Annotated in this window: 18 protein-coding genes; 13 read left to right on the top strand and 5 right to left on the bottom strand. The window is 44.8% G+C overall.

What is annotated here, in order from left to right; genetic code table 11:
• The 3 genes from BW716_RS20335 (at position 1) to BW716_RS20325 (ending at position 3,023) form a co-directional block, all read left to right on the top strand.
• Positions 1 to 1,494 carry an O-antigen ligase gene (locus tag BW716_RS20335; protein ID WP_083725377.1) on the top strand — a complete coding sequence of 498 codons (1,494 nt, stop codon included), beginning with the start codon at positions 1 to 3 and terminating at the stop codon, positions 1,492 to 1,494.
• Positions 1,491 to 2,201, top strand: coding sequence for a TolC family protein (locus BW716_RS20330; RefSeq protein WP_083725375.1), 711 nt, complete (start codon positions 1,491 to 1,493; stop codon positions 2,199 to 2,201). Before BW716_RS20335 ends, BW716_RS20330 begins: the two co-directional genes overlap by 4 nt.
• A 114-nt stretch (positions 2,202 to 2,315) precedes the next feature.
• The gene (locus tag BW716_RS20325; RefSeq protein WP_179091199.1) at positions 2,316 to 3,023 is read left to right on the top strand and encodes a prolyl oligopeptidase family serine peptidase; all 708 of its coding nucleotides are present in this window, start codon (positions 2,316 to 2,318) and stop codon (positions 3,021 to 3,023) included.
• Positions 3,024 to 3,061: 38 nt separating this feature from the next.
• Here the strand turns inward: BW716_RS20325 and BW716_RS20320 are convergent, their stop codons facing one another.
• The 3 genes from BW716_RS20320 to BW716_RS20310 all read right to left on the bottom strand — a co-directional run bounded on the left by BW716_RS20320 (position 3,062) and on the right by BW716_RS20310 (position 10,154).
• Positions 3,062 to 8,047 carry a PKD domain-containing protein gene (locus tag BW716_RS20320; protein ID WP_083725371.1) on the bottom strand — a complete coding sequence of 1,662 codons (4,986 nt, stop codon included), beginning with the start codon at positions 8,045 to 8,047 and terminating at the stop codon, positions 3,062 to 3,064.
• A 508-nt stretch (positions 8,048 to 8,555) separates the two neighbouring features.
• Complete coding sequence (locus tag BW716_RS20315; protein ID WP_083725370.1) at positions 8,556 to 9,569, bottom strand: polysaccharide deacetylase family protein; 1,014 nt, start codon at positions 9,567 to 9,569, stop codon at positions 8,556 to 8,558.
• Between the two features lie 249 nt (positions 9,570 to 9,818).
• Positions 9,819 to 10,154 (bottom strand): helix-turn-helix domain-containing protein, encoded by a 336-nt coding sequence (locus tag BW716_RS20310; RefSeq protein WP_220388798.1) that lies wholly within the window; start codon positions 10,152 to 10,154, stop codon positions 9,819 to 9,821.
• 109 nt (positions 10,155 to 10,263) lie between these two features.
• Between BW716_RS20310 and BW716_RS20305 the strand changes: the two genes are divergently transcribed.
• A complete protein-coding gene (locus BW716_RS20305) occupies positions 10,264 to 11,169 on the top strand; it encodes an NAD(P)/FAD-dependent oxidoreductase (protein WP_083725455.1) in 906 nt (301 codons plus the stop codon).
• A gap of 127 nt (positions 11,170 to 11,296) precedes the next feature.
• Entirely contained in the window at positions 11,297 to 12,079 is a 783-nt protein-coding gene (locus tag BW716_RS20300) for a fatty acid desaturase (protein ID WP_083725368.1), read from the top strand.
• Positions 12,080 to 12,243: 164 nt separating this feature from the next.
• On the opposite strand, the gene metK is transcribed toward BW716_RS20300, so the two are convergent.
• Positions 12,244 to 13,497: a methionine adenosyltransferase gene (gene metK, locus BW716_RS20295; RefSeq protein ID WP_083725366.1), complete on the bottom strand. Its 1,254-nt coding sequence runs from the start codon at positions 13,495 to 13,497 to the stop codon at positions 12,244 to 12,246.
• A 309-nt stretch (positions 13,498 to 13,806) separates the two neighbouring features.
• Complete coding sequence (locus BW716_RS20290) at positions 13,807 to 14,625, bottom strand: glycogen/starch synthase (RefSeq protein ID WP_083725364.1); 819 nt, start codon at positions 14,623 to 14,625, stop codon at positions 13,807 to 13,809.
• 109 nt (positions 14,626 to 14,734) lie between these two features.
• Here BW716_RS20290 and panC point away from each other — a divergent pair, with 109 nt between their 5' ends.
• From panC to BW716_RS20250, 8 genes are all read left to right on the top strand, one after another.
• Positions 14,735 to 15,589 (top strand): pantoate--beta-alanine ligase, encoded by an 855-nt coding sequence (gene panC / locus BW716_RS20285; RefSeq protein ID WP_083725362.1) that lies wholly within the window; start codon positions 14,735 to 14,737, stop codon positions 15,587 to 15,589.
• 242 nt (positions 15,590 to 15,831) lie between these two features.
• Positions 15,832 to 16,176 (top strand): aspartate 1-decarboxylase, encoded by a 345-nt coding sequence (panD, locus tag BW716_RS20280; protein ID WP_083725360.1) that lies wholly within the window; start codon positions 15,832 to 15,834, stop codon positions 16,174 to 16,176.
• A gap of 25 nt (positions 16,177 to 16,201) precedes the next feature.
• Positions 16,202 to 17,218 carry a lysylphosphatidylglycerol synthase transmembrane domain-containing protein gene (locus BW716_RS20275; RefSeq protein WP_083725358.1) on the top strand — a complete coding sequence of 339 codons (1,017 nt, stop codon included), beginning with the start codon at positions 16,202 to 16,204 and terminating at the stop codon, positions 17,216 to 17,218.
• Between the two features lie 134 nt (positions 17,219 to 17,352).
• The gene (gene ppk1 / locus BW716_RS20270; RefSeq protein ID WP_083725356.1) at positions 17,353 to 19,491 is read left to right on the top strand and encodes a polyphosphate kinase 1; all 2,139 of its coding nucleotides are present in this window, start codon (positions 17,353 to 17,355) and stop codon (positions 19,489 to 19,491) included.
• Between the two features lie 128 nt (positions 19,492 to 19,619).
• The gene (locus tag BW716_RS20265; protein ID WP_083725354.1) at positions 19,620 to 20,504 is read left to right on the top strand and encodes a Ppx/GppA phosphatase family protein; all 885 of its coding nucleotides are present in this window, start codon (positions 19,620 to 19,622) and stop codon (positions 20,502 to 20,504) included.
• A 45-nt stretch (positions 20,505 to 20,549) separates the two neighbouring features.
• Positions 20,550 to 21,365: a 3-methyl-2-oxobutanoate hydroxymethyltransferase gene (panB, locus tag BW716_RS20260; protein WP_083725352.1), complete on the top strand. Its 816-nt coding sequence runs from the start codon at positions 20,550 to 20,552 to the stop codon at positions 21,363 to 21,365.
• Positions 21,366 to 21,450: 85 nt separating this feature from the next.
• On the top strand, positions 21,451 to 22,335 hold the full coding sequence (locus BW716_RS20255) for a DUF1338 domain-containing protein (RefSeq protein ID WP_083725350.1): 885 nt from the start codon (positions 21,451 to 21,453) through the stop codon (positions 22,333 to 22,335).
• Between the two features lie 281 nt (positions 22,336 to 22,616).
• Entirely contained in the window at positions 22,617 to 24,146 is a 1,530-nt protein-coding gene (locus tag BW716_RS20250) for an aldehyde dehydrogenase family protein (protein WP_083725348.1), read from the top strand.
• Positions 24,147 to 24,359 lie beyond the last annotated feature (213 nt).

Raw genomic sequence — 24,359 nt, 5'->3', positions numbered from 1 at the left:
ATGCGACCATCACTCATCACAGGAGCAGCACCTCTGCGAGGGTCCGGTTTACTGCACAAGCCCCTGGCCTTTGCCGCTGTGTTAGTAGTAGCCATCGGCATCAGCCTGCTGGTGGGCTACGTAGATTACCGCATAGGTATGATCATCGCAGCAGGCTTAATAGGAGGCATGGTCACACTGATCTGTCTGTTCAATACCCATCTGGGGTTTCTGATTACTACGGTAGTGGGTTTCTTTATGTTTTACATTAAGCGCATGTCTGACGATACCCTCCCCATGGGTGTGGCTGTCGATGTACTGACAGCGGTGACCTTCATCGGCGCTTATTATAAAAAGACGATTCATAAGCAGCGCATCTGGCAGTATATGAAGAATCCTGTTTCTTACATGTACATCATGTACCTGGGATTTCTGCTCATCGAATTGTTCAACCCCTCTATGTATTCAGTATCGGGGTGGATATTTACCGTGCGCAAGTTTGTCAACTTCGTGATGATCTATTTTATCGGCCTGTTCACTTTCAACAGTGTCAAAGATGTAAAAGATTATCTCAAACTCTGGTTATTCCTGTCCGTACTGAGTGGTGCCTATGGCTGTTTCCAGGAATGGTTTGGGTTACTGGGCTTTGAAGAGCACTGGGTAGTAAGTGATCCGGTGCGTTACAGACTGTACTTCCAGGGTGGTGAGATCAGGAAGTTCTCCTTCCTCTCCGACCCTACTGCTTATGGTATATTGATGGCGTGCAGCGTGGTATTTGCCATTGTACTGGCCATGACCACACAAAAGCCAAAGCAACGTAACTGGCTCATAGTGGGCATTATCATTATGTGCCTGGGCATGGCCTTTTCCGGTACGCGTACGGCTTACTTTATGATACCCGGTGGTCTGGCTATCTATTTTCTGATGACCATCACAAACCGTAGAACATTGCTGTTCATGGCAGGGTTCTTTATGTTTATCGTGGTGCTCATGTTCGGACCATTTTCCGGCAATAATACAGTGAACCGTATACGTACGTCCTTTCACCTCAAAGATGATGAATCGATGAACGTGAGGGATGAAAACAGGCATCACATACAACCTTATATACTGCGGCATCCTATCGGGGGGGGGGTAGCCACTTCCGGGGTATTAGGTATACAGTACAATCCAGGCCATCCGCTGGCAGGTTTTCCACCGGACAGCGGTTACCTCCGAACAGCACTCGAAACGGGCTGGATCGGGCTAATAATCACAATGACGCTATTCTTTGTCACCCTCCTCGTAGGCGTAAAAGGATATTATCAGGCCAGGACCCGGGAGGTCAGGGCGCTCTATGTAGCCATTGTGACAGGGTTATATGCCTACATCATCGCGCACTATGCACAGGTGGCCATCGGGCAGATACCCGGCGCATTCTTCTTTTATAGCGCCATGGCCATCATCGTAAAAATGAAAGATTTCGAAACACTTTCTCATAAAAATTCAGACCAAGCAAAAACTATAATAACATGAAACAGCACATCAGCGTCCTTTTAATTTTCCTCTCTACAGCTCTCACAGTGAGCGCACAAAACAAGACATTGCCTTCTACCCCTTCCAAAGATGTATCAGCAGAAGACATCCAGGAAAAACTGGTACAACTCGCGTACGAGAATCCAGATCTAAAAGTTAGAGTATACGAAAAACAAAGAGCAGAATATGAGCTCAACAAAGCAAAGGGTAACTGGCTGAATTATGTAACCCTCAGTGCAAACTTCAATGATGTAACACTGGGGCGCTTCAAAAACTCCGGCGACTATCGTGCACAGGTGTACTATCCGCTCTGGAACGTGGGTGTGAATGTACCATTGGGTTCACTGGTTGGTAAAGGCGCTGATGTAAAAGTAGCCAGGTCGAATGTAAACATTGCTTCTGCGCAGGAAGAATCAGCCAAAAGACAGATCAAAGCAATGGTATTGTCCAAATACCACGACTACCTGATGAACAAACAATTGCTGGCAATGCAGAACGAAATCACTGAAGATGATTTTGCAGCATTCACACAGGCAGAAAGCAAACTGGCTGCAGGTAGCATTTCTTACGAATCATATACCTCCGCATCACAGCAGTATAACAATGACAGAACCAAGAAGCTGAATCTGGAAAGAGACCTGGCTAATGTAAAGCTGGAAATCGAAGAGCTGATCGGTGTGAAGCTGGAGACTGTTATTGCCCAGTAACCCGGGCTCATTCATTTAAAATAATTTTTTGTCATGGTAAAAAGTACCACTACAATTGTTGCACTTTTGTTCGTAATGTGCATACAAACAGTGAACACATATGCGCAGCACCGAATGGACAGTATACTTATTCCGGTAAATCCCTGGAATAAAATAGGGGCATTGCTGCAGCTCCCGGACGATTATAATAAGTCCAAAAAAGAATACCCGCTGATCGTTTTTCTGCATGGAAAAAGCAAATCAGGACATGACCTGTCTAAGTTATATCTTGAAGGCATTCCTTACTGGATCAATAATGGGGAGAAAATAGAAGCTGTAAATCCCGTTGATGGTAAACTGTATAAATTCATTGTTGTTGCGCCACAAGCGCCTAGTTGGGGACTGAAACCAGCAGAAATCAAACGCCTGCTGGACGATATAGAGAAACATTACAGAGTAGATCGTTCCAGGATATACCTCACTGGTTACAGTGCAGGTGGCTGGGCGACGGTGATGGCAATGACGGATAATGCGAAGCTGTCTAATCGTATTGCAGCAGCAGTACCCATGTCGGTAGCGACGATTGATGTAGCGAATATGAAACGTTTTAAGCTGGTTGCAGATGCGAATATCGCCACCTGGTACATGGCAGGGACAGATGAACCGCATTTTCTGGAGGAGTGTGAACGGTATAAGGATAGTACGAACTCTCATAAGCCAAATCTGGCTAAGCTAACAATATTGGATGGATTTGCACATCATACATGGAAAGCACTGTATGATCCTAAGAATAAACAGTATGGTATGAGTATTTATGAGTGGATGTTGCAATACAAAAAGTGATAAAAAAGGCCTGCGGTACACCGCAGGCCTTTTCTCATTCAATTAACTTTTATAAACTTACTGGTTAGTTTCATCGAATTACCATCCGTTATTTCAAGAATATACAGCCCGTTTGCTAAACCACTTACATCAAAGGTTTTCATCACGGTATTCGTGGTACCCATATAATAAGTACCCTTAATATACCCGTTGCTGTTAAATATTCTTACAATAAGATTGGCCGCCTCTTTCACCACCAGCTTCAGGTTGAGAGAGGTACTGGCAGGATTAGGATATACCTGTATCGTGACTTCGCTGTCATCCACAGCCGCAGTCTTGCCATTCACATACACCGATACTTCGTCGGTGGAGGTAGCGCCATATGTGTCTGTCACGGTAAGACGAAAAACATAAGTGCCTGCCTGTGAGAATGTAATTACCGGTGTTTCAGAAGCAGGATTCAGAATGGTCGCCGAACCAGCAGTTCCACTCACCAATTCCCATTTATAAGAAGAGATATAATTTGTAGTAGTAGATCCGGCACCCGTCAGTGTCACGGTATTCACCGTTGGCAGGGTGATGGTCTGATCTGCGCCCGCATTGGCCACAAGGCTATTGTTGCTGGCAGCTTTCACAATTACATTGATATCATCGGTAGCAGTTGCCCCATCATCATCAGTCACTGTGAGTCTGAATACATAAGTACCCACATAAGAGAGCTGATTGATATCTGTCTTCGCAGCAGTAGAAGACGGTACAGATGCCGTAGCCGGTCCTGATACCTGTGTCCATTTGTAAGATACGATTGTGCCATCACTGTCAGTAGAACCCGAACCATCTACGGTGGTGTTGTTCCTAGGCATGGTGATGGTGATATCGCTACCCGCATTCGCTACAGGTGCTTTATTAGCAGCAGGTGTAGAAACAGTCGCTGCCTTTACCGTAATGGTTACATTGTCAGTAGCAGTGGCGCCATCATCATCAGTAACCGTCAATGTGAACACATAGCTACCTGCTGTAGTCAGTTTTGTTACCACCGGAGAAGCAATAGTAGCGCTGCTCAGTGTCGCCGTCACAGGGCCGGAAGCCTGTACCCATTTGTATGCATTGATTGTACCATCGCTGTCAGTAGAACCTGTACCATTCAATGTTACAGTAGCAGTAGGCAGAGTAATGGTCTGGTCAGCACCGGCATTGGCTGTAGGCGCTTTATTCACGGCAGCGGCAGTTACAGTAATGGTTACCTGGTCAGTAGCAGTCGCGCCGCCATTATCTGTCACCGTTAGTGTGAATACATAGGTGCCTGCAGTAGACAGGTTAGTAATCACAGGAGAAGCAATGGTTGCACTGCTGATAGTGGCCGTAGCCGGACCAGATGTCTGTACCCATTTATAAGTACTGATCGTACCATCGCTATCTTTAGAGCCAGTACCATTCAGCGTTACAGTTGCAATAGGCAATTGAATGGTCTGATCAGCACCTGCATTGGCAGTGGGTGCAACATTCGCAGCCTTTACCGTAATGGTTACATTGTCAGTAGCTGTCGCACCATCATCATCAGTAACAGTCAGGGTGAATACATAAGTACCCGCAGTTTTCAGGTTAGTGATCACCGGCGACGCAATAGCTGTATTGCTGATTGTAGCAGTGACAGGTCCTGAGGGCTGTACCCATTTGTAAGTTTTGATAGAACCATCAGTGTCTTTGGAACCTGTACCATTCAGGGTAACAGTGGTCGTAGGCAGGGTGATGGTCTGATCTGTACCGGCGTTGGCAGTAGGTGCTACATTCGCAGCATTCACTGTAATGGTGACAGCATCCGAAGCGGTAGCGCCATCATCATCCGTCACAGTCAGTGTAAATACATAGGTACCTGCAGCAGTGAGTTTTGTCAATACAGGCGAGGCAATGGCCGCACTGCTGAAAGTGGCAGTTACCGGACCGGAAGTCTGAACCCATTTGTAAGTTTTAATGGTACCGTCACTATCAGTAGATCCGGTACCATTAAGTGTAACAGTTGTAACGGGCAAAGTAATGGCCTGGTCAGCACCTGCACTGGCAGTAGGCGCTACGTTTGCTGCAGTACCGGATGCATATTCATCGGCACCTACATCGTATGCGCTGCCTTGTGGGCGGGCGTTGCCATCTATATCAATTTTGAAATAAGCGCTTAGATCCTTCCCCTGATCGATGGCAGGAGAACCCGCTGCCAGGTGGAAATTCTTATTAGCCGCATCTACAAACTTCACAGTCGCAGCATCCGGATAGTTCAGTCCATTTGCAGATGTGTATGATATACCGGATTGAATAGTCAGGTATGCGCGTGCTCCTCTCGAAGCCAGAGAACCAGGTTTTACCGCAAGGTTGTTGACAAACAGGTTGCCGGTACCATCGGTACCATTTGTATTCTGCATACGGATCGCATCTCTGCCTGAGTTGACGATGGTGTTGTTCATCACATACACCTGCAGTGGTGTGTAGTTCTGTTTGGTAGGGCGGTCGTCGATGAAGATCGCATCCTGACCTGTGCTGGTACCATCTATACCACAATCGCTGAGAATGTTGTTGTAAACGTAGCTCAGACCCGTACCGAATATTTCAATACCGTTACCGGTACCTTTGATCACCGTGTTGTTGTACACCTTACCGTTGGACTCACCACCAAGGATGATACCCGCCTGCTGGCTACCTTTATTTTCAACACCGTAGTTAGATACCTTATTATTATAGATCTCTACATTCTCAGGTGCGGAAGCTACCTGGATACCATCCCAACCGGTATTGGCGGTGATGACGTTGTAAATTTTCAGGTTATAAATGCGTGGAGGTAATAAGGTGGTAGATACACCGTTGCAGGTGGACGTTTCTCCATTGGGCGCAGTGTTACCAATATACATACCTTCACCGGTTACATCGTGTATATAAAAATCATGCAGTTTTACATTTCTGATAGAGAAAGTTGGATACTGGTTGTTGACATCGCAATCTGGGTTTACTTTTGCCATCACCCCTACTTCAGAGCCGGTGATTTCAAAGTGATCCGCTTCATAATCGGTACATCCCTTGCTGATACCAAGACCTACGTTCAGTTTCTTGCTCACACCGTCTACACTAAAACCGTAGGTGTCAGAACTACCTGTACCCGTTACTTTGAAATACTTGGCATTGTTGAATACAAAACCATAGCTACCACCATTCCCTATTTTTACCTGGCCACCGCAGTTGATGAATACAATTGGTTTGGCAGTGGTACCGGTGATGTTGAAGAACTGGATGTAGTCGTAACTACCTGACTGGATACATACAGTATCACCTGGTTGAACACCCAGGTTGTTACCATTAATATATGCACCGCCATCCGTACCTGGTGTAATGAGGAACTTGCAACTGGCGCAGGCGGTCTTGCCACCGGTAGCGGCATTTACGGTTACGGTGACTGTTTTGCTGCTGCTACCTGTAGTGTTCTTCACGGTCAGTGTAAACACATAGGTGCCAGCTATCAGGTTGCTGGCAGTGATCTTCGCAGTGCTGGTGCTGCTCAGTGTAGCAGTAGAAGGACCTGAAGTTTGTGCCCATGTATAACTGGTGATGGTACCGGTAGAAGAAGAACCGTCTAAAGCAGTGCTGTTGGTAGGTAATGTAATGCTCAGGGAAGCAGAAGCCACTGCTGCCACCGGAGCGGCAGTGGTAGCGGCATTCACTACTACCGTCACTGTTTTGCTGCTACTACCTGTAGTGTTCTTTACGGTCAGTGTAAACACATAGGTGCCAGCTATCAGGTTGCTGGCAGTGATCTTTGCAGTGCTGGTACTGCTCAGTGTAGCAGTAGAAGGACCCGAAGTTTGTGCCCATGTATAACTGGTGATGGTACCGGTAGAAGAAGAACCGTCTAAAGTAGTAGAATTCGTAGGCAGTGTCAGCGTAATGCTGGATGCTGCTACAGCTGCTACGGGAGTGGCTGGATTCACCACTACTGTTACAGTTTGTGAACTACTTCCTGCAGAATTTGATACAGTTAGTTTAAACACATAAGTGCCGGCAACGAGGTTGCTGGCAGTAATCTTTGCAGTGCTGGTGCTGCTCAGTGTCGCTGTAGAGGGACCTGAGGTTTGCGTCCATGCATATGTAGTGATGGTACCGGTAGAAGTGGAACCATCTAAAGTAGTACTATTGGTTGGTAAGGTTATGGTCAGGCTGGAAGATGCTAAGGCGGCTACAGGAGGGGATATGGTAGAAGATGCGGTGTTGCGGCTGTACTGCAACATCCATTCGTAAATGTTAGGATTCTGGTAAGTGTGGTTGGGATCATATGCTTTGTCCCAAACATTATCGCTGTGTGTACCACCGCTGTATTCGGTAGCAATAGGAGTGATAGATGGACTACACGCCTTCATATCAGCGATGTAATCACGTTGGTTGCCAATAAAGCTGTCGCTGGTGCCACATAGCATCCATACAGCAAGTTTGCTGCTGGCGACATTACATAGTCCTGCAAATTTATTTGCATCAATTGCTGCTGAAGACACGGGTACGATAGCAGCCAGGTTATCTGAATAGGTTGTTCCAGACGCGATGTAATTTAATACACCATAACCACCGGCACTTAACCCGGTCAGGTAAATACGGGATGCATCTACTCTGTACTTTGATTTAATATCATTCAGTACACTTTGCACCATGGTCTCACTTGCCCATCCATTGGTGATTTGCGGAGATACCACGATAAATTTAAACAACTTTCCATTGACTGTATACTGCATCTTTGCACCGTTTGCAATCATCTTTGGTACACCATGCGCTAATACAGCGTTGACATCAGTTCCCCCCTCTCCTACGCCATGCAGGAAAATTATAAGAGGATAACTGGTCGATGTACTGTTGTAATCATCCGGTAAATGCAGCCAGGCACCTGTAGTTTGGCTAGTGCCTAGTTTTACAGTGATCGCAGTCTGGTCTCCCTGGGCTTTGGATACATAGGGATACACAGATGCAGTTAATAACAGACAGGCACATATCAGTAGCCTGACAATAGGTAGGTTCTTCACGTTTGGTTAAAATTTAGTAGCGTTTTACAATAGCCGACGTTTTTCTTAATAATACATTGTTTCGATTTTATGTGTCTCAATCGTCCCGGGCAAAAATAGGATACAAATTTGTTTTTCAACAAAAAAAACAAATATAAAGTATTAAATAATTTATATTTATTAAATATACGTAACTCTTTGAAGAAAAACAAGATGTACTTTAATCTTCCCCTCTATTTTTTTTGATATAATTCCATGCTAAAAATGTTATCCATTTTAGCTGAGACACAGGGATCATTTTAACTGTTTCGACTTAGGATATGTGTGTAGTAATTCTTTATTTGAAGTTATAAATTCCCCTTTTATGGAAAACACCATTGTTGTATAATTTGTTTTCTTTTTCTTTAATTAGTGTCACATTACGAATTTATATAGAGATAAAATTTAGCTATGTATTATACATCATTATTTATATGGTGTACTTCTTTCCTTATTTATTGTATTGCTCTTACCTGTATTATACTTACTATTACCGGCTGATCTGGTCCTTATTTGTCATCTGCTGAATTTTGTTCAATAGTAAGATCCCTTTTACAGCAGCATTGATACTTACGGTTGGCCTTTCACAATTAAAACGATGTAAGATCTTCGGATTGAAATCTTTCTTTTGATTGCCTGTACCAAAGATCACATCTATCGGATCAGGACCTTCTAATAATGTATTGAAAAATATCTTACTCACTCCCGCATCTGTATGTGGAAATGCAAATGCTCTATAAGGTAGGTTAAAATGCTGTACAAGGAAGTCTACAGATTGTCGTGTCTGAAAGAGTTGTTCATCCAGTGTAAGCTGGCTATAATAAGGATGATCAATACTATGCCCACCAATTGCAAAACCCTGTTGTACCAGTGCGCCCACTTCATCCAGCGTAAGGAACGGCATTTCTTTCTCCAGATATTGTGCAAAGGAAATCTCTAATATCTTTCCTATTTCATCTGCCTGTCCCTTTGTGTTGTAAGTGATCTTTTTAATAGCTGGAATGAGTGATGCTTCATCTGTTTGCAGATAAGCATACAATTGATCAAGCGTTGCCTTTGAATGATGTGTTGTTTGTAAACTTTCGATAATCAGGCTAAGCTTGAATTTATAAAACAGACTTTTATTGTTAAGAAATGCACTATTCAGGAAAAATGCTGCTGGTACGCCTTTGCGAAGCAACATAGGAGCGATGATATCTTTTACTTCACGTAGCCCATCGTCGAATGTGAGCAGGAAAGAACCGGAAGGCAATGCCTGTCCTGTTTTTAAAGCATGAATGATATCCTGTAAAGTAACCGGGGTAAATCGTCTGAGCAGGTAATCGAGATCTTTTTCAAATGCTTTGGTTCCTTTCCAGGGATAGAGGTGCTTGATATGTGGAACAGGTGCGTCGCTCACCAGGTGATGATAGGGAAGCAATAAACTATCCGGACGTCGTTGTTTCAATACGGCAAGGGGTAACAGTTGCGCAGCACTGTAAAATACATTTTTTACCAGGCTCATATATTGTGTTAAATGTTCTTAAAGGTATGAATAATTTTTACTTGCGATAGAACCGGGGGCGTCCCGAAGCCATGTTTCCATTTTCAAACATAAGAACTCAAAACTTCGGGATGGTTCCTTTTTATTTGGGTACCTGATGGTCAGAATTCTCGTAACTGCAATTCTCATGGAGATCCTGTTACTTATGATACATTCCCGCTTCTTTTCGGACTGGCATGGCTTGCGGCCAGCTTTCCAAAAGTCACTATTTTATTGCATAGACATCACCTTCACCCTATGCTGCGTTCCCCACTCTGCCAATACCTGTATCACCGGCTTCAGCGAATCACTATACGCCGTCATCTCATACTTCCCCTCTTCCTCTTTCCGGATCAGCCCATTCATTTCCAGCTCATGCAACTCTCTCGACAACATTTTTGGCCCTATGCCCGCCAGCTCCCGCTGCAAATCCATAAAGCGCTTTCCTCCCATCGCCAGGCACCCCAGGATCGTCACTTTCCACTTACCACCAATGATATCCAAGGTATCCTGAATAGCCAGCAATTGTCGCTTACAATCATAAATCTTTTCACCGGGACAAACCATATAGGAATTATTTTTTATTATTTTCATTCCCTCCATGGAAGCACTTCCATAAAGGGTAGCTTTCACCATTGTAAAGTTAACCTATTTACTTTTGTACAAAATCATCAATATGGAATTTGAAGTTATCATCATCGGAGGAAGCTATGCAGGATTACAAGCCGGAATGACACTAGGCCGCGCACTTAGAAAGGTATTGATCATTGATAGCGGCAAACCCTGTAATGCTCAAACGCCACATTCACATAATTTCTTAACGAGAGATGGAGAACCCCCAGCCGCCATTACAAAAGCAGCACTGGAACAACTCAAAGCATATACCACCGTTCAGGTGCTCCATGGCAAAGCCACACTGGGAGAGAAAACCAACAACGGATTTTCTATTACCACGGAAGCAGGAGAAAAATTCACCTCAAAAAAACTCATTATTACCACGGGTGTCAAAGACATCATGCCCGAAATTCCGGGTATAGCAGCATGCTGGGGAATTTCTGTCATTCATTGCCCCTATTGCCATGGTTATGAAGTAGCTAATCAGCCAACCGGTATTTTAGGCAATGGCGAAGGTGGTTTTGAAACAACAAAACTGATACAACACTGGACAAAAGACTTAACTTTGTTCACGAACGGACCTATCACTATGACAGCTGAAATGGTGGCACAGATAAAGAAAAAGAACATCAATATCATTGAGACACCTGTAAAAGCCATTATTCATGACAAGGGACAATTAAGTGCAGTGGAACTGGCCGATGGTATCAAAGTATCGTTAAAAGCAGTCTATGCCCGTTTACCGTTTATACAGCACAGTGATATACCTGCGCAACTGGGATGTGAATTGACAGAAACAGGGCATATCAAAGTAGCTGATTTTGTAAAGACGACTGTTGAAGGCGTGTATGCCGCCGGGGATAATTGCAGTATGATGCGTGGTGTGGCTAATGCAGTAGCAGTGGGATTGGCGGCGGCCGCGTTTGTAAACAGGGAAATGATCTGGGAAGAATTTGAAAATGCCTGATACTGTTACAAACATCCGGGATGAACTCAGCCATTACATCCCCCCTCACCTGCCTTTAGTTTAATGACATTTGTCATTTATATATTATATTTCGCGGGGTAGATTTGATTCACAAATATTACCCCGCATGAACCATACCGATATCATCAAACGCGTACACTGGAAAGACCTGCGCCATCTTTCCATCCCTGAAATGCTCATTGAAAATAACCTGACGATCCCCTGGGCCCTTGCCTCGTGGGTATTAGCTTATTTTGGGTATTATATATGGGCTTTACCTTTTTCTGCTTTCTTTTTTCTCACTGCTTTAAGGCAGGTACACAATGGCTTCCACAACTCCTTAGGAACCAATAAATTCCTCACAGAATTCACCTTATTCTCCAACAGTGTATTGATGTGTGCGTCCATGCATGCCGTCAAATTTAATCATATCCGTCACCACAAGTATTGTCTATCTGAAGAAGATTACGAAGGGAAATCAGCGGGCATGAGCTGGTATGGCGCCATCCTTTATGGCCCCCTGCATATGTTCCTTATTCACAAAATCACCTGGCAAAAAGGGAACCGGACCTACAGGAACCACCTGGTTGCCGAATTATTGGCCGTTATCGCCTTCGTAAGCGCGGTATTTTACTTCCAGGTACCCTTCTTAGTGTATCATGTAATTGTGATGGTAATTGGGGAGCTTTTGATGGCTTTCTTCGCGGTATGGACTGTGCACCATGATACCGAAGCGCATCCTGAAATAGCGAGAACGCAGAGAGGGAGCTGGAAGAATAAAATTACATTTAGTATGTTCTATCATCTGGAACATCACCTGTTTCCGGCAGTGCCAACAATAAAACTGCCTGAGCTCGCAAAAAGGATCGATCAGGTTTTACCTGAATTAGAGAAAAAACAAACTTTTTAGAAGCCGGCCACTAATATACTGGTACCTGCCAGCTGGCCGCAAAAGAACTGGCACACTCTGCCTGCCATAAATGAACCGGCACCTTCCAGCCGGCCGCAGGGCTACCCGCATAAAAAAACCGCTTTCACCATAGGTGAAAGCGGTTTTTTATCTATTTAAATCAATTACAGGCTAAATGCTGCCTTCACCTTATCCACATAATCCAGCTTCTCCCATGTAAACAACTCCACTTCTACACTCTTCTCATGCTTCTTACCCTTATTGAATACCTTGGTCACCACCTTGCTCTCCCGACCCATATGACCATAAGCAGCAGTATCGCTATAAATAGGATTACGCAGTTTTAAACGCTGCTCGATCGCATAAGGACGCAGGTCAAAGATCTCTTCCACCTTACGTGCAATCTCACCATCAGTCATCTCCACCTTGGCAGTACCACGCGTATCGATGAACAAACCACAAGGTTTAGCCACACCAATCGCATAAGACACCTGTACCAGCACCTCATCTGCCAGACCTGCAGCAACCAGGTTCTTAGCAATGTGACGGGTAGCATAAGCAGCAGAACGGTCTACTTTGGAAGGATCTTTACCAGAAAACGCACCACCACCGTGTGCGCCTTTACCACCATAAGTATCCACGATGATCTTACGGCCTGTCAGACCAGTATCACCATGAGGACCACCGATTACGAATTTACCGGTTGGGTTGATGTGGTAAGTAATTTTATCATTGAACAGCGCTGCCAGTTCTGGCTTCAGCTGTGCTTTTACACGGGGAATAACGATATTGATCATGTCTTCCTTGATCTTAGCCAGCATCTTTGCTTCGGCATCGAAATCATCGTGCTGTGTAGAGATCACGATTGTATCGATACGTACAGGCTTGTTATCGTCAGAATACTCGATCGTCACCTGTGACTTTGCATCCGGACGCAGGTAAGTGATCTCTTTGTTTTCGCGACGGATCGCAGCCAGTTCGATCAGCAGTTTGTGCGCCAGATCCAGTGCCAGTGGCATATAGTTATCGGTCTCCTTGGTAGCGTAACCGAACATCATACCCTGGTCGCCAGCACCCTGCTCTTCCGGGCTCTTGCGCTCTACACCCTGGTTGATATCTGGAGACTGCTCATGGATGGCAGAGAAGATACCGCAGGAGTTAGCCTCGAACATGTATTCACTTTTGGTATACCCTATCTTGCGAATTACCTCACGCGCAATTTCCTGCACATCCAGGTAAGCTTCGGATTTAACTTCTCCAGCCAGTACCACCTGACCGGTAGTCACCAATGTCTCACAAGCAACTTTGGAAGTCGCATCATAGGCTAAGAAATTATCTATCAATGCATCTGATATCTGATCGGCAACTTTATCCGGATGTCCTTCGGATACTGATTCTGAGGTAAATAAATAAGGCATAAAATAATTGAATTTCGGCTTTAAGATTAGTAAATCTAGTACAATTTACCATATTTTAGTCATTTGGTGGTATGCCTAATGGTAAACTGGGGCAAAAATAAGTCATTTGACTATATTCCAGTATTTTGATAGGGAAAATATTCGTTAAAGGGGCGGGAAATTGATAAACCCCCAAAAAGCGTAGTCTCAAAAATAAAATTAAGGTTGGAGATTCGGGGGCAACAACAGTTCGTCTCTGGCAGGGTCAGCATGAAAAGGGGGTGTATCAAAAGTATGATACCCCCCCTTTTTCAAATTCGATTAAATGCTTTATTTACCAAGCAACTGTGAGTACAGCTGCAGATAATCTGCTAAATCTTCATTTTCTTTCTTGTATGGCAGGATAATCTTACCCTTTTCGGCCTTCAGTTCATCCACCACTTTCTTATCGATCTTTTCGCCAGCCATTATTACCGCATCTGCATATTTTGCAGCGCCTCTGTTCAGGGCTGTATTTGTACCTTCTTTGTACAGTTCAATGTCTTTTTCCTTGATCTGATTGCTGATGGTCGCCTTTTTAACAAAGCCCGCACCCAGGTTATCTTCAAAAGAATTGGGTTCTAAAGAGTAAACCACCTTGGAATGTGCGAATACAGGCTCCTTCTTATAGGCAGTCTTCAGGTACAGAGGGATCAGTGATGTCATCCAACCGCTACAGTGGATGATGTCAGGAGGCCAACCGAACTTTTTCACCGTTTCCAATGCTCCTTTACAGAAAAATACAGCACGCGCAGCGTTGTCATCATAGAACTGATCATTCTCGTCCGTAAATAACGCTTTTCGCTTAAAGTAATCCTCATTGTCAAGGAAATACACCTGCAAACGGGCATTTGGCAACGAAGCCACCTTGATAATCAGTGGATAATCATCTCCTTCAATCACGATGTTAATGCCAGACAATCGTACCACCTCATGCAGTCGGTGCCTTCTCTCGTTGATAATGCCAAAACGGGGCATGATCACCCGCACTTCCAGCCCTGACTCGTTGGACTTAATTGCCATCTTATTGACCATAGCCGCATAATCTGTGAGTTCCAGATAAGGCGACATCTCCTGAGCAATAAAAAGAATTCGTTTCTTTGTGGACATCTAATGCTGATATTAATGCAGTAAATTTAAATTTGGTTTGCAAAATTACGGATTTTTACCGGAAGAAAAGACAATTTGGCACTTTTAACATCCTTTTAAGCAATAAATTATGTATTTATTCAAACGGAAAGACGAACTGGAAAGGCATTTAACGACAGCCCGGCATGCAGGAAAACACATTGGTTTTGTGCCAACTATGGGCGCTTTGCACCGGGGACACATCTCCCTGATCAATGCTGCAAAAGAAAATTCTGACCTGGTGGTTTGTAGCATCTTTGTAAATCCCACACAGTTCAATGATCCAAAAGATTTCGAAAAATACCCTGTCACCATCGACCAGGATGTACAGCTACTGACAGAAGCAGGGTGTGATGTATTGTTCCTGCCATCTGTGCAGGAAATGTACCCGGAGGGGCTGACTGCCAAAATGCATTACGACTTTGGTACGCTGGAAACGGTGCTGGAAGGCGCAGCAAGGCCCGGGCACTTTCAGGGAGTAGGGCAGATAGTACATCAGTTGCTGAACCTGGTGCAGCCGGACAAATTATTTATGGGACAGAAAGATCTGCAGCAGTGTCTGATTATAAACCGATTGCTAAAGATTATTGATTCGCATGTGGAATTGGTGATCTGTCCTACACAAAGGGAAAATGATGGGTTGGCAATGAGTAGCCGGAACATGCGGTTAAATACGACTGAAAGGGTCAATGCCCTCCATTTATACCAGGGGTTGTCTTATATCAAGCATCACTATAAGAAGGAAGGCTTTAAAGAGATGAAGGAAAAAGCTGTCAATGAACTGAAAACCAGTGGGTTTGAAGTGGATTATGTGGAACTGATCAGTATACTGGAAGACGGGTCCGTGATATTTCCGGAAACGGCGGCAACGACCCCTTTGTATGCAGTAGTGGCTGCGAAGGAAGTGAGTAGCGGGGTAAGGTTGATAGATAATATCATGTTATAAATGGAAGGGGGATGTATCATAAGCAACTGGAAGGGCCATGAGAATTGTATGTACGAAAAATCACTCCACCATGTACCCAAATAAAAAGGGGCTGTCCCGAAGTTTTGAGTTCTTATGTTTGAAAAAGGAAACAAGGCTTCGATACGCCCCCCCCTTTCATCAGTTCCCTACATGAGACTGATCACCTTTTGTCACATTCATTTATTTTACCTTAACTTTGCAGCCGCACGCAGAATTACGTTATGCAGATTGAAGTATTAAAGTGTAAAATACACCGCGCAGTTATCACGGAAGCCAACTTACAATACGTAGGTAGCATCACCATCGATGAAGATCTGATGGATGCGGCCGGCCTGATCGAATATGAAAAGGTTCAGGTAGTCAACGTGAATAATGGCGAACGCCTGGAAACCTACGTTATCAAAGGAAAACGTGGTTCAGGGCTGATATGTATGAATGGCCCGGCAGCTCGTCTCTGTGCTGTAGGTGATGTAGTTATCATCATCTCTTATTGTACAATGGACTTCGAAGAAGCCAAAAAACATACACCGATCGCTGTTTTTCCAAAAGAAAATAATAAATTGTAAGTGTAACCCCTAAATCTGACTTTCTATGCCTAAATCGCTCAGAACTATTATCAATTTTGCAATATTTTTAGCGATAGGTTTAGGTTTGATCTGGTTGGTTACGCACAATCTAACTGCACAGGAAAAGGAAGATATCATCCGTAGCTTCCGAAAAGCCAATTACTGGCTTATAATACCCGTTATTTTTGTTGGTATAGCAAGTCACTGGTTCCGCGCCGTACGCTGGAAATTACTCATGGAACCGCTGGGTTATCATCCCAGTACCCTGAATACTTTCTTTGCCGTCATGGTCGGCTACCTGACTAACCTTGCCATTCCCCGCCTGGGAGAAGTAACCCGTTGTGGCATCGTGGCCAAATATGAAAACATCCCTGCAGAGAAACTGGTAGGTACCATGATCGCCGAAAGAGCGGTCGATATGCTGGTGCTCATGCTACTCATGCTCGTAACGGTGTTATTACAGCTGGATACAGTCGGTGTTTTCTTCACCCAACATATATGGGTACCTTTACAGACCAAACTGGGTAATGCCGGTGGTAGCCGCACCTGGATACTGGCAGGCATTGTCATCGTACTGGTTGTACTGGGTATTATCGCCTTCCGGATCATCGCCCGTTCCAAAGTGGGCAATAAGGTCAAAAAGATCTTCAGAGGCGTATGGGAAGGCGTTCTTTCCATTGGCCAAATGCAGAAAAAAGGCTGGTTCATATTTCACTCCCTCTTTATATGGGTATTGTACTTTATCATGATGTACCTGGGCTTCCTTTGTATGGACGAAACCAGGGCACTGGGTGTAGGCGCCGCCCTTTCTGTGCTGTGCTTTGGTAGTATCGGTATGATCGCCACCCAGGGCGGTATTGGTGCTTACCAGATCTTAGTACAGCAAACCCTCCTCTTATATGGCATCCATGCCACTACCGGCTATGCTTTTGGCTGGATCGTATGGCTGGCACAGACCCTGATGGTAATTGTAATCGGCTTCGCCAGCATGATTGCCCTCCCGATCTATAACAAAGGAAACCGCACACCTGTAGCTGAGTAATCATCCATAATTCCTTATCTTTAAGTATTATATCATAAATTTAACATTGGATTTTCCCCAAAATCTGGTATTGTTGTGATTATGGTTATATCATCATATAACCCACACCGTTAATTTGTAATTTGCCCTTTAAGATGCGATTGTCCAAAAGTGAGCCTTTAGATACTTTTACTCAAGATCAGGAGATGGAAAAAAAGACGAACAGCAAGAAAAATGCGCCAGAAAAAAAGAAAATGATCCCCCGGGACGTTAGCTGGCTCGCCTTTAATGCCAGAGTATTACAGGAAGCAGCTGACACCAGTGTTCCATTACATGAACGTATCCGTTTCCTCGGTATTCATTCCAATAACCAGGATGAATTCTTCCGCGTACGCGTAGCCACCCTTCGAAGAATGCTCTCTGTAGGCAAATCTGCCCGTATGCACCTGGAAGAAAACCCGGAGCAGATCCTCAACGATATCCACGATCTTGTTATAGATCAGACCCGTGAATTCGACCGCATCTGGGACGAAATTGAAGATCAGCTGAAAGAACAGAAGATCTATATCCGTACAGAAAAACACCTGAGCAAGGAGCAACAGAAATTCGTGCTCACCTACTTTAATGAGCAAGTGCGTACCAACATCATCCCACTGATGATAGAAAGTATCCCACATTTCCCATTACTGCGCGATAAATCTATTTATCTGGCCATCGTACTGGCGAGACAGGATAACTCTGTCAGACAAAAATTTGCCCTGATAGAAATTCCTACCATTGTCCTCCCCCGCTTTATCATTCTGCCATCAAAAGAAGGCGAAAAAGACATTATCCTCCTTGAGGACGTGATCCGTTTCTGCCTGCCTCATATTTTTACTTACTTCGGCTACGACAAGTTCAACGCCCACATCATCAAAGTGACCCGCGATGCGGAGCTGGATATTGATAATGATATCTCTACCAGCCTCATTCACCAGATCGAAAAAGGCCTGAAAGACCGTCGTAAAGGGAAACCGGTCCGCTTTGTCTATGACAAGGATATCGATCCCCTGTTGCTCGAATACCTCATGCGCCGTATGGGCCTCTCCCCCGGCGATAACCTGATTCCGGGTGCACGTATCCATAACTTCAAAGACTTTATGGATTTCCCGAACGCCGTATTCGCTGAGAAAACCAGCTCATCACGCAAAAGCTTTTTGCATCCATTATTTGCCGAAGCCACGAGCGTGATGCACGTAATTCAGGGCCAGGATGTGATGCTCCACACCCCTTACCACTCTTTCGATACCATCATTGATCTGCTGCGCGAAGCGGCTATCGATCCGAACGTGGTGAGTATTAAGATCACTGCTTACCGGCTGGCTCGCAATTCCAGGATCGTAAATGCGCTGATCAATGCCGTTCGTAATGGTAAACAGGTGACGGTATCCCTCGAGCTCCGTGCCCGTTTTAACGAAGCTGATAACCTGGAATGGAAAACCAGACTGGAAGATGAAGGGGTGAAAGTATTGATCGGTATTCCGGGTCTGAAAGTACATGCCAAGATGTGCGTGATCAAAAAGAAGATCGGTACCAAAACCATTCAGTGTGGTTTTGTCGCCACCGGTAACCTGAATGAAAAAACCGCCCGCGTATATGGCGACCACTGGCTGCTCACTGCTAACAGGGCCATCATTGCCGATATCAACCGTGTGTTCGCTTATCTTGAAAGTCCCAAGCACGATCCAAAGATCCTCGCAGGCTGTAAAACACTGGCCATAAGCCCGATCAGCATGCGTCCTTTCTTTGTGAAAATGATTGAGCGAGAAATCAAACTCGCGAAAAACAAAAATGGTGGTGAGATGATCCTCAAGATGAACTCACTCTCCGATCCGCAAATGATCAACCTCCTGTACGAAGCCGCACGCGTAGGTGTAGATGTAAAGATGATCATCAGAGGTATCTGTTGCGCCTATACGGAAAATAAGAAATGGAAAAAAGATATCACGGCTATCAGTATCGTGGATGAATACCTGGAACATGCCAGGGCGTTCGTTTTCAGAAGTGGCGTATACATCTCCTCCTGCGATTGGATGGTACGTAACCTTGACCACCGCGTGGAAGTAGCCGTACCTATCTTTGACCTATCTATCCAACAGGAGATCAAAGACATACTGGCGATACAACTCAGTGGCAATGTAAAAGCGAGAATACTCGACAATAAACAGGAAAACGAGTACAAGAGAGACAGTGGTAAGAAAGTGAGGTCGCAGATTGAAATCTTTAAGTACCTGCATGAAAAGCAATACAAATAATAATAGATTTTTTATAAAGAGAAACCCGCTCCGGCATTCAGGCAAGAGCGGTTTTTTCGCGAAAAGGGATTTGTGGCCTGCGGCCGATAGGCAGTAAAAAAATAATAAAACAATTATCTTTGCCCATTATGAAGCTTGCTGCTATTGACATAGGCTCCAATGCCGCCAGGTTACTTATTTCAGAAGCATCGCCCAACAGTCAGGGACGTATGGATTTTACGAAAGTAAACCTGGTGCGTGTGCCATTAAGACTGGGTATCGACGTTTTCAGCACCGGCATCATTTCTCCAAAAAGGGCCGAACACCTGATCAGCACGATCAAAGCATACAAACTCTTACTCGAAGTATACGAAGTTAAATACCTGAAAGCCTGTGCTACCAGCGCGATGCGTGATGCGGGTAACTCCGCCGCCATCCTGGACGATGTGAAGCGCGAAACAGGTATTGACATCAAAATTATATCGGGACAGGAAGAAGCATCGTTCCTCTACGAAAGCCACATTGCCGAGAACCTCGACAAGTCACGCGCCTATATGTATATAGATGTGGGCGGCGGTAGCACAGAGGTAACGATCTTCAGCAGGAACACCCTCGTACACAAAACCTCTTTTAATATCGGTACCATCCGCCTGCTGCAGCAACAGGTCACTGATGCGCAGTGGCAAACTATGAAAGAGACTATCAAGCAGCAGATCAAAAGCATTGGTCCTGTGACAGCCATTGGCTCCGGTGGTAACATCAACAAGATCTTTTCCCTTTCCAAACGCAAGGAAGGGAAGCCACTCACCCTCGATGTGCTGAAAGATTACTACAAAGAGTTCAGCAGTTTCTCTGTCGAAGAAAGAATTCACCTCTATAATTTAAGGGAAGACAGGGCCGATGTGATCGTGCCTGCCCTGCAGATCTACGTTAACATCATGCGTTGGGCGAATGCAGAAGAGATTTTCGTACCTAAGATAGGGCTTGCAGACGGCCTGATCCAATCATTGTACGGGGAAATCAACTCAATTTGATTTTTTTTCCTACCTTAACACCCTTTTTTAACAATAAGATAAGAAATGTCTACGCATAAAGAAGTTAAGCGGATCACAACGCATATCCTTCAGCGGATGAAGGATGAAGGGGAAAAGATTTCAATGATCACAGCCTACGATTTTTCCATGGCCCGCATCTTTGACGATTCGGGGATGGATGTATTGCTGGTGGGCGATTCCGCTGCAAACGTAATGGCTGGTTATGAGACCACCCTACCTATTACACTGGACCATATGATTTATCATGCGGCGTCGGTAGTAAGGGCGATTAAACGGGCTTTTGTAGTGGTAGATCTGCCTTTTGGTACTTACCAGGGTAATTCTAAGGAAGCCCTGATGTCTACCGTGCGCATTATGAAGGAAACCAGCGCGCATGGTGTAAAGATCGAAGGTGGTGAAGAAATATTAGAATCGGTAAAACGTATTATATCAGCAGGTGTGCCTGTGATGGGGCACCTGGGACTGACACCTCAGTCTATTAATAAGTTCGGTACTTATTCTGTACGTGCTACAGAAGAAGTGGAAGCTGAAAAACTGGTGCGCGACGCCAAACTGCTGGAAGAAGCGGGTTGTTTTGCCATTGTGCTGGAAAAGATCCCGGCCCTGCTGGCAAAGAAAGTGGCAGAAAGCGTTCGCATTCCTATCATTGGTATTGGCGCCGGTAAATATGTAGACGGCCAGGTACTGGTGATGCACGATATGCTGGGCATCAACAAAGACTTTAAACCGAGATTCCTGCGCAGGTACCTGAACCTGTATGAGGAGATCCTGAAAGCATCGAAGCAATATATCAGTGATGTGAAAGCGAAGGACTTCCCCAATGATAATGAACAATATTAAGATAAACGAACGCTTCTGCTCCCGGCAGGAGCGTTTTGCTAAAATAACCTACCTTTACCCCACTTCCACAAACTAAATCTTTGTTATGTTAGACTATGTACTGAACGGCCTGATGCAACGGTATCAGGAGCGTGTTCCTGATGTCGCTGCTATTATTGCGGCCATGATCAATGAAGATGTTATTCAGATCGCAGATGATATTGAAAATGACCATATTGCTTTCAGAACGATAGGCGTGCCACAATTAGGCATTCAATCGCTGGAAAAGATCTTCCTGCATTATGGTTACACGAAGAAAGAACCTTATCATTTCAGGGAAAAAAAACTGGATGCTTATTGGTATGCGCCGCCGGCGCCGAAGTATCCGCGCATCTTTATCAGTGAGCTGCGGGTGCAGGATCTGAGTGCGGAGGCACAACGGATCATCACCAGTTATACGGATGAAGTAAAGGTAGATCCGGTATCAAAATTAGACCTGGATAATGGGCCGGATGTAGATGTGTTTTTGCATAGTGCGCTTTGGAGAACCCCTACCCTGGCGGATTACCAAACGCTGGCAGCAGAGAGCGAATATGCGGCATGGGTGATTTATAACAGATATTATCTGAATCATTTCACAGTCAGTTTGCAGAACCTGCCTGTAGGATATAATACAGTGGCGGATTTCAATAATTTCCTGGAGAAGAATGGGTTTAAATTGAATGACGCAGGTGGGAAGATAAAAGAAAGCCCGGATCATTTGTTATTGCAGAGCAGTACGGTGGCGAAGATGATTGCTGCTACATTTGGAGATCATAAAACGCAGGAGATATCGGGTTCTTATGTGGAGTTTGCGGAAAGAAGGGTGTTGCCGGAATTTGCGCACCTGGATCCTAAGGATATTAAGCGGGAGCATAGAAGAGAAGGGTTTGAGGCGGGGAATGCAGACAGGATCTTTGAAAGTACTTATAGCTCCCAAACGCAACGATAAGGGAATATTACAGCCCGTTAAAAATATTTATAACCAGGCTTTCGAAAGTTTGCATAGCTCGTTAAAAACATTTATAAATAACCACAGACGACGAGATGTCGAAAGTTCACATAGCTCGTTAGGAACATTTATAAATAACCTCAGGCGAGATGTTGAAAGTTCGTACAGCTCGTTAAGAACATTTATAACCACAGACGACGAGATGTCGAAAGTCCATACAGCTGGTTAAAGACCTATTTTAAGCAAGTGCGCAAAGCTTGTTAAAAACATATATTTGCACCATGATACAAGATATTCTGAACCAATTCCATATCACGCCCCAAAACAGCGGTGTCAGTACAGGTACCCAGTGGTTGAAAGCCGATGGCGCTATAATCGACGCCAATTCTCCGGTAGATGGTAAACACATTGCACAAGTGACTGCTGCCAGTCGTGCGAATTATGATAAAGTAGTAGAGACAGCTGCGGCTGCTTTCAAAGAATGGCGGTTGTGGCCAGCGCCTCGCCGTGGTGAAGTAGTAAGACAGGTGGGTGAAGCACTGCGTAAAAATAAAGAAGCACTGGGCAAACTGGTGTCTTACGAAATGGGTAAAAGCCTGCAGGAAGGCTATGGCGAAGTACAGGAAATGATCGACATCTGTGACTTTGCAGTAGGTCTCTCCCGTCAGTTGCACGGGTTGACCATGCACTCTGAGCGTCCGGGTCACCGTATGTATGAGCAGTGGCATCCGTTAGGCATTACAGGTATTATCTCCGCATTCAATTTCCCTGTAGCAGTATGGAGTTGGAACGCTATGCTGGCATGGGTATGCGGCGATGTATGTATCTGGAAACCATCAGAAAAAACACCGTTGTCTGCGATTGCGTGTCAACAGATTATCCAGGATGTACTGAAGGCGAACAAGGTGCCTGAAGGGGTATGTTGTTTGTTGGTTGGTAACCGCGACGCTGGTGAATGGCTGGCGGAAGATACCCGTGTTCCATTGGTATCAGCGACAGGCTCTACCCGTATGGGTAAAGCGGTATCGGCAGTGGTAGGTGCGCGTTTAGGTCGTTCATTATTAGAATTAGGTGGTAACAATGCCATTATTATTTCAAAAGATGCAGACCTGGATATGTCATTGATCGGTTGTGTGTTTGGCGCGGTGGGTACAGCTGGACAACGTTGTACATCTACACGCAGACTGATTATTCATGAGAGTGTATATGATGCATTTACGGCTAAGCTGGTGAAAGCATATGGACAGTTAAAGATTGGTAATCCGCTGGATGAAAATAACCATGTAGGCCCATTGATTGATAAAGATGCGGTGAAGATGTATGAGCAGGCGATTGTAGAAGTGCAGAAAGAAGGGGGTAAAATTCTGGTAGAAGGCGGTGTATTGAGCGGTGGCGATTATGCTTCCGGTTGTTATGTAAAGCCTTGTATTGCGGAAGTAGAGAACCATTACAAGATCGTGCAGCATGAAACGTTTGCTCCTATTCTGTATGTGATGAAGTACAAGACGCTGGATGAGGCGATCGCATTACAGAATGGCGTGCCACAGGGCTTGTCTTCTTCAATCATGACATTGAACCTGCGTGAGGCAGAAGCTTTCCTCTCTCAGGCCGGATCTGATTGCGGCATTGCGAATGTCAATATCGGTACCTCTGGTGCGGAAATTGGTGGAGCATTTGGTGGTGAGAAAGAAACCGGTGGTGGTAGAGAAAGTGGTTCAGAGGCATGGAAAGCATATATGCGGAGACAGACGAATACAATTAACTATTCTACGCAATTGCCACTGGCACAGGGGATTAAGTTCGACCTGTAAGTCTAAAATAAGTGATTGTATAAAGCGCATTTGCCTTCGGGTGAATGCGCTATTTTTTCTTTGAAAATAGTTCGTCCAGGCCATAATTTGATATGACTCTATAGGATTAAAATTTTCTTTTCGTGCTTATAGCAACAATCGTTTGTACTTAGAGTCTTAAATCAGTTTTTTCTACAGGCTGAAAAAGCACCAATAAAAGGTCGATTTTTGCTT

It is taken from the genome of [Flexibacter] sp. ATCC 35208 (genome assembly GCF_001975825.1).
GTDB lineage: Bacteria > Bacteroidota > Bacteroidia > Chitinophagales > Chitinophagaceae > Chitinophaga.
The sequence above is the reverse complement of the archived record's forward strand: the minus strand, read 5'-3'. Positions and strand labels throughout refer to the sequence as shown.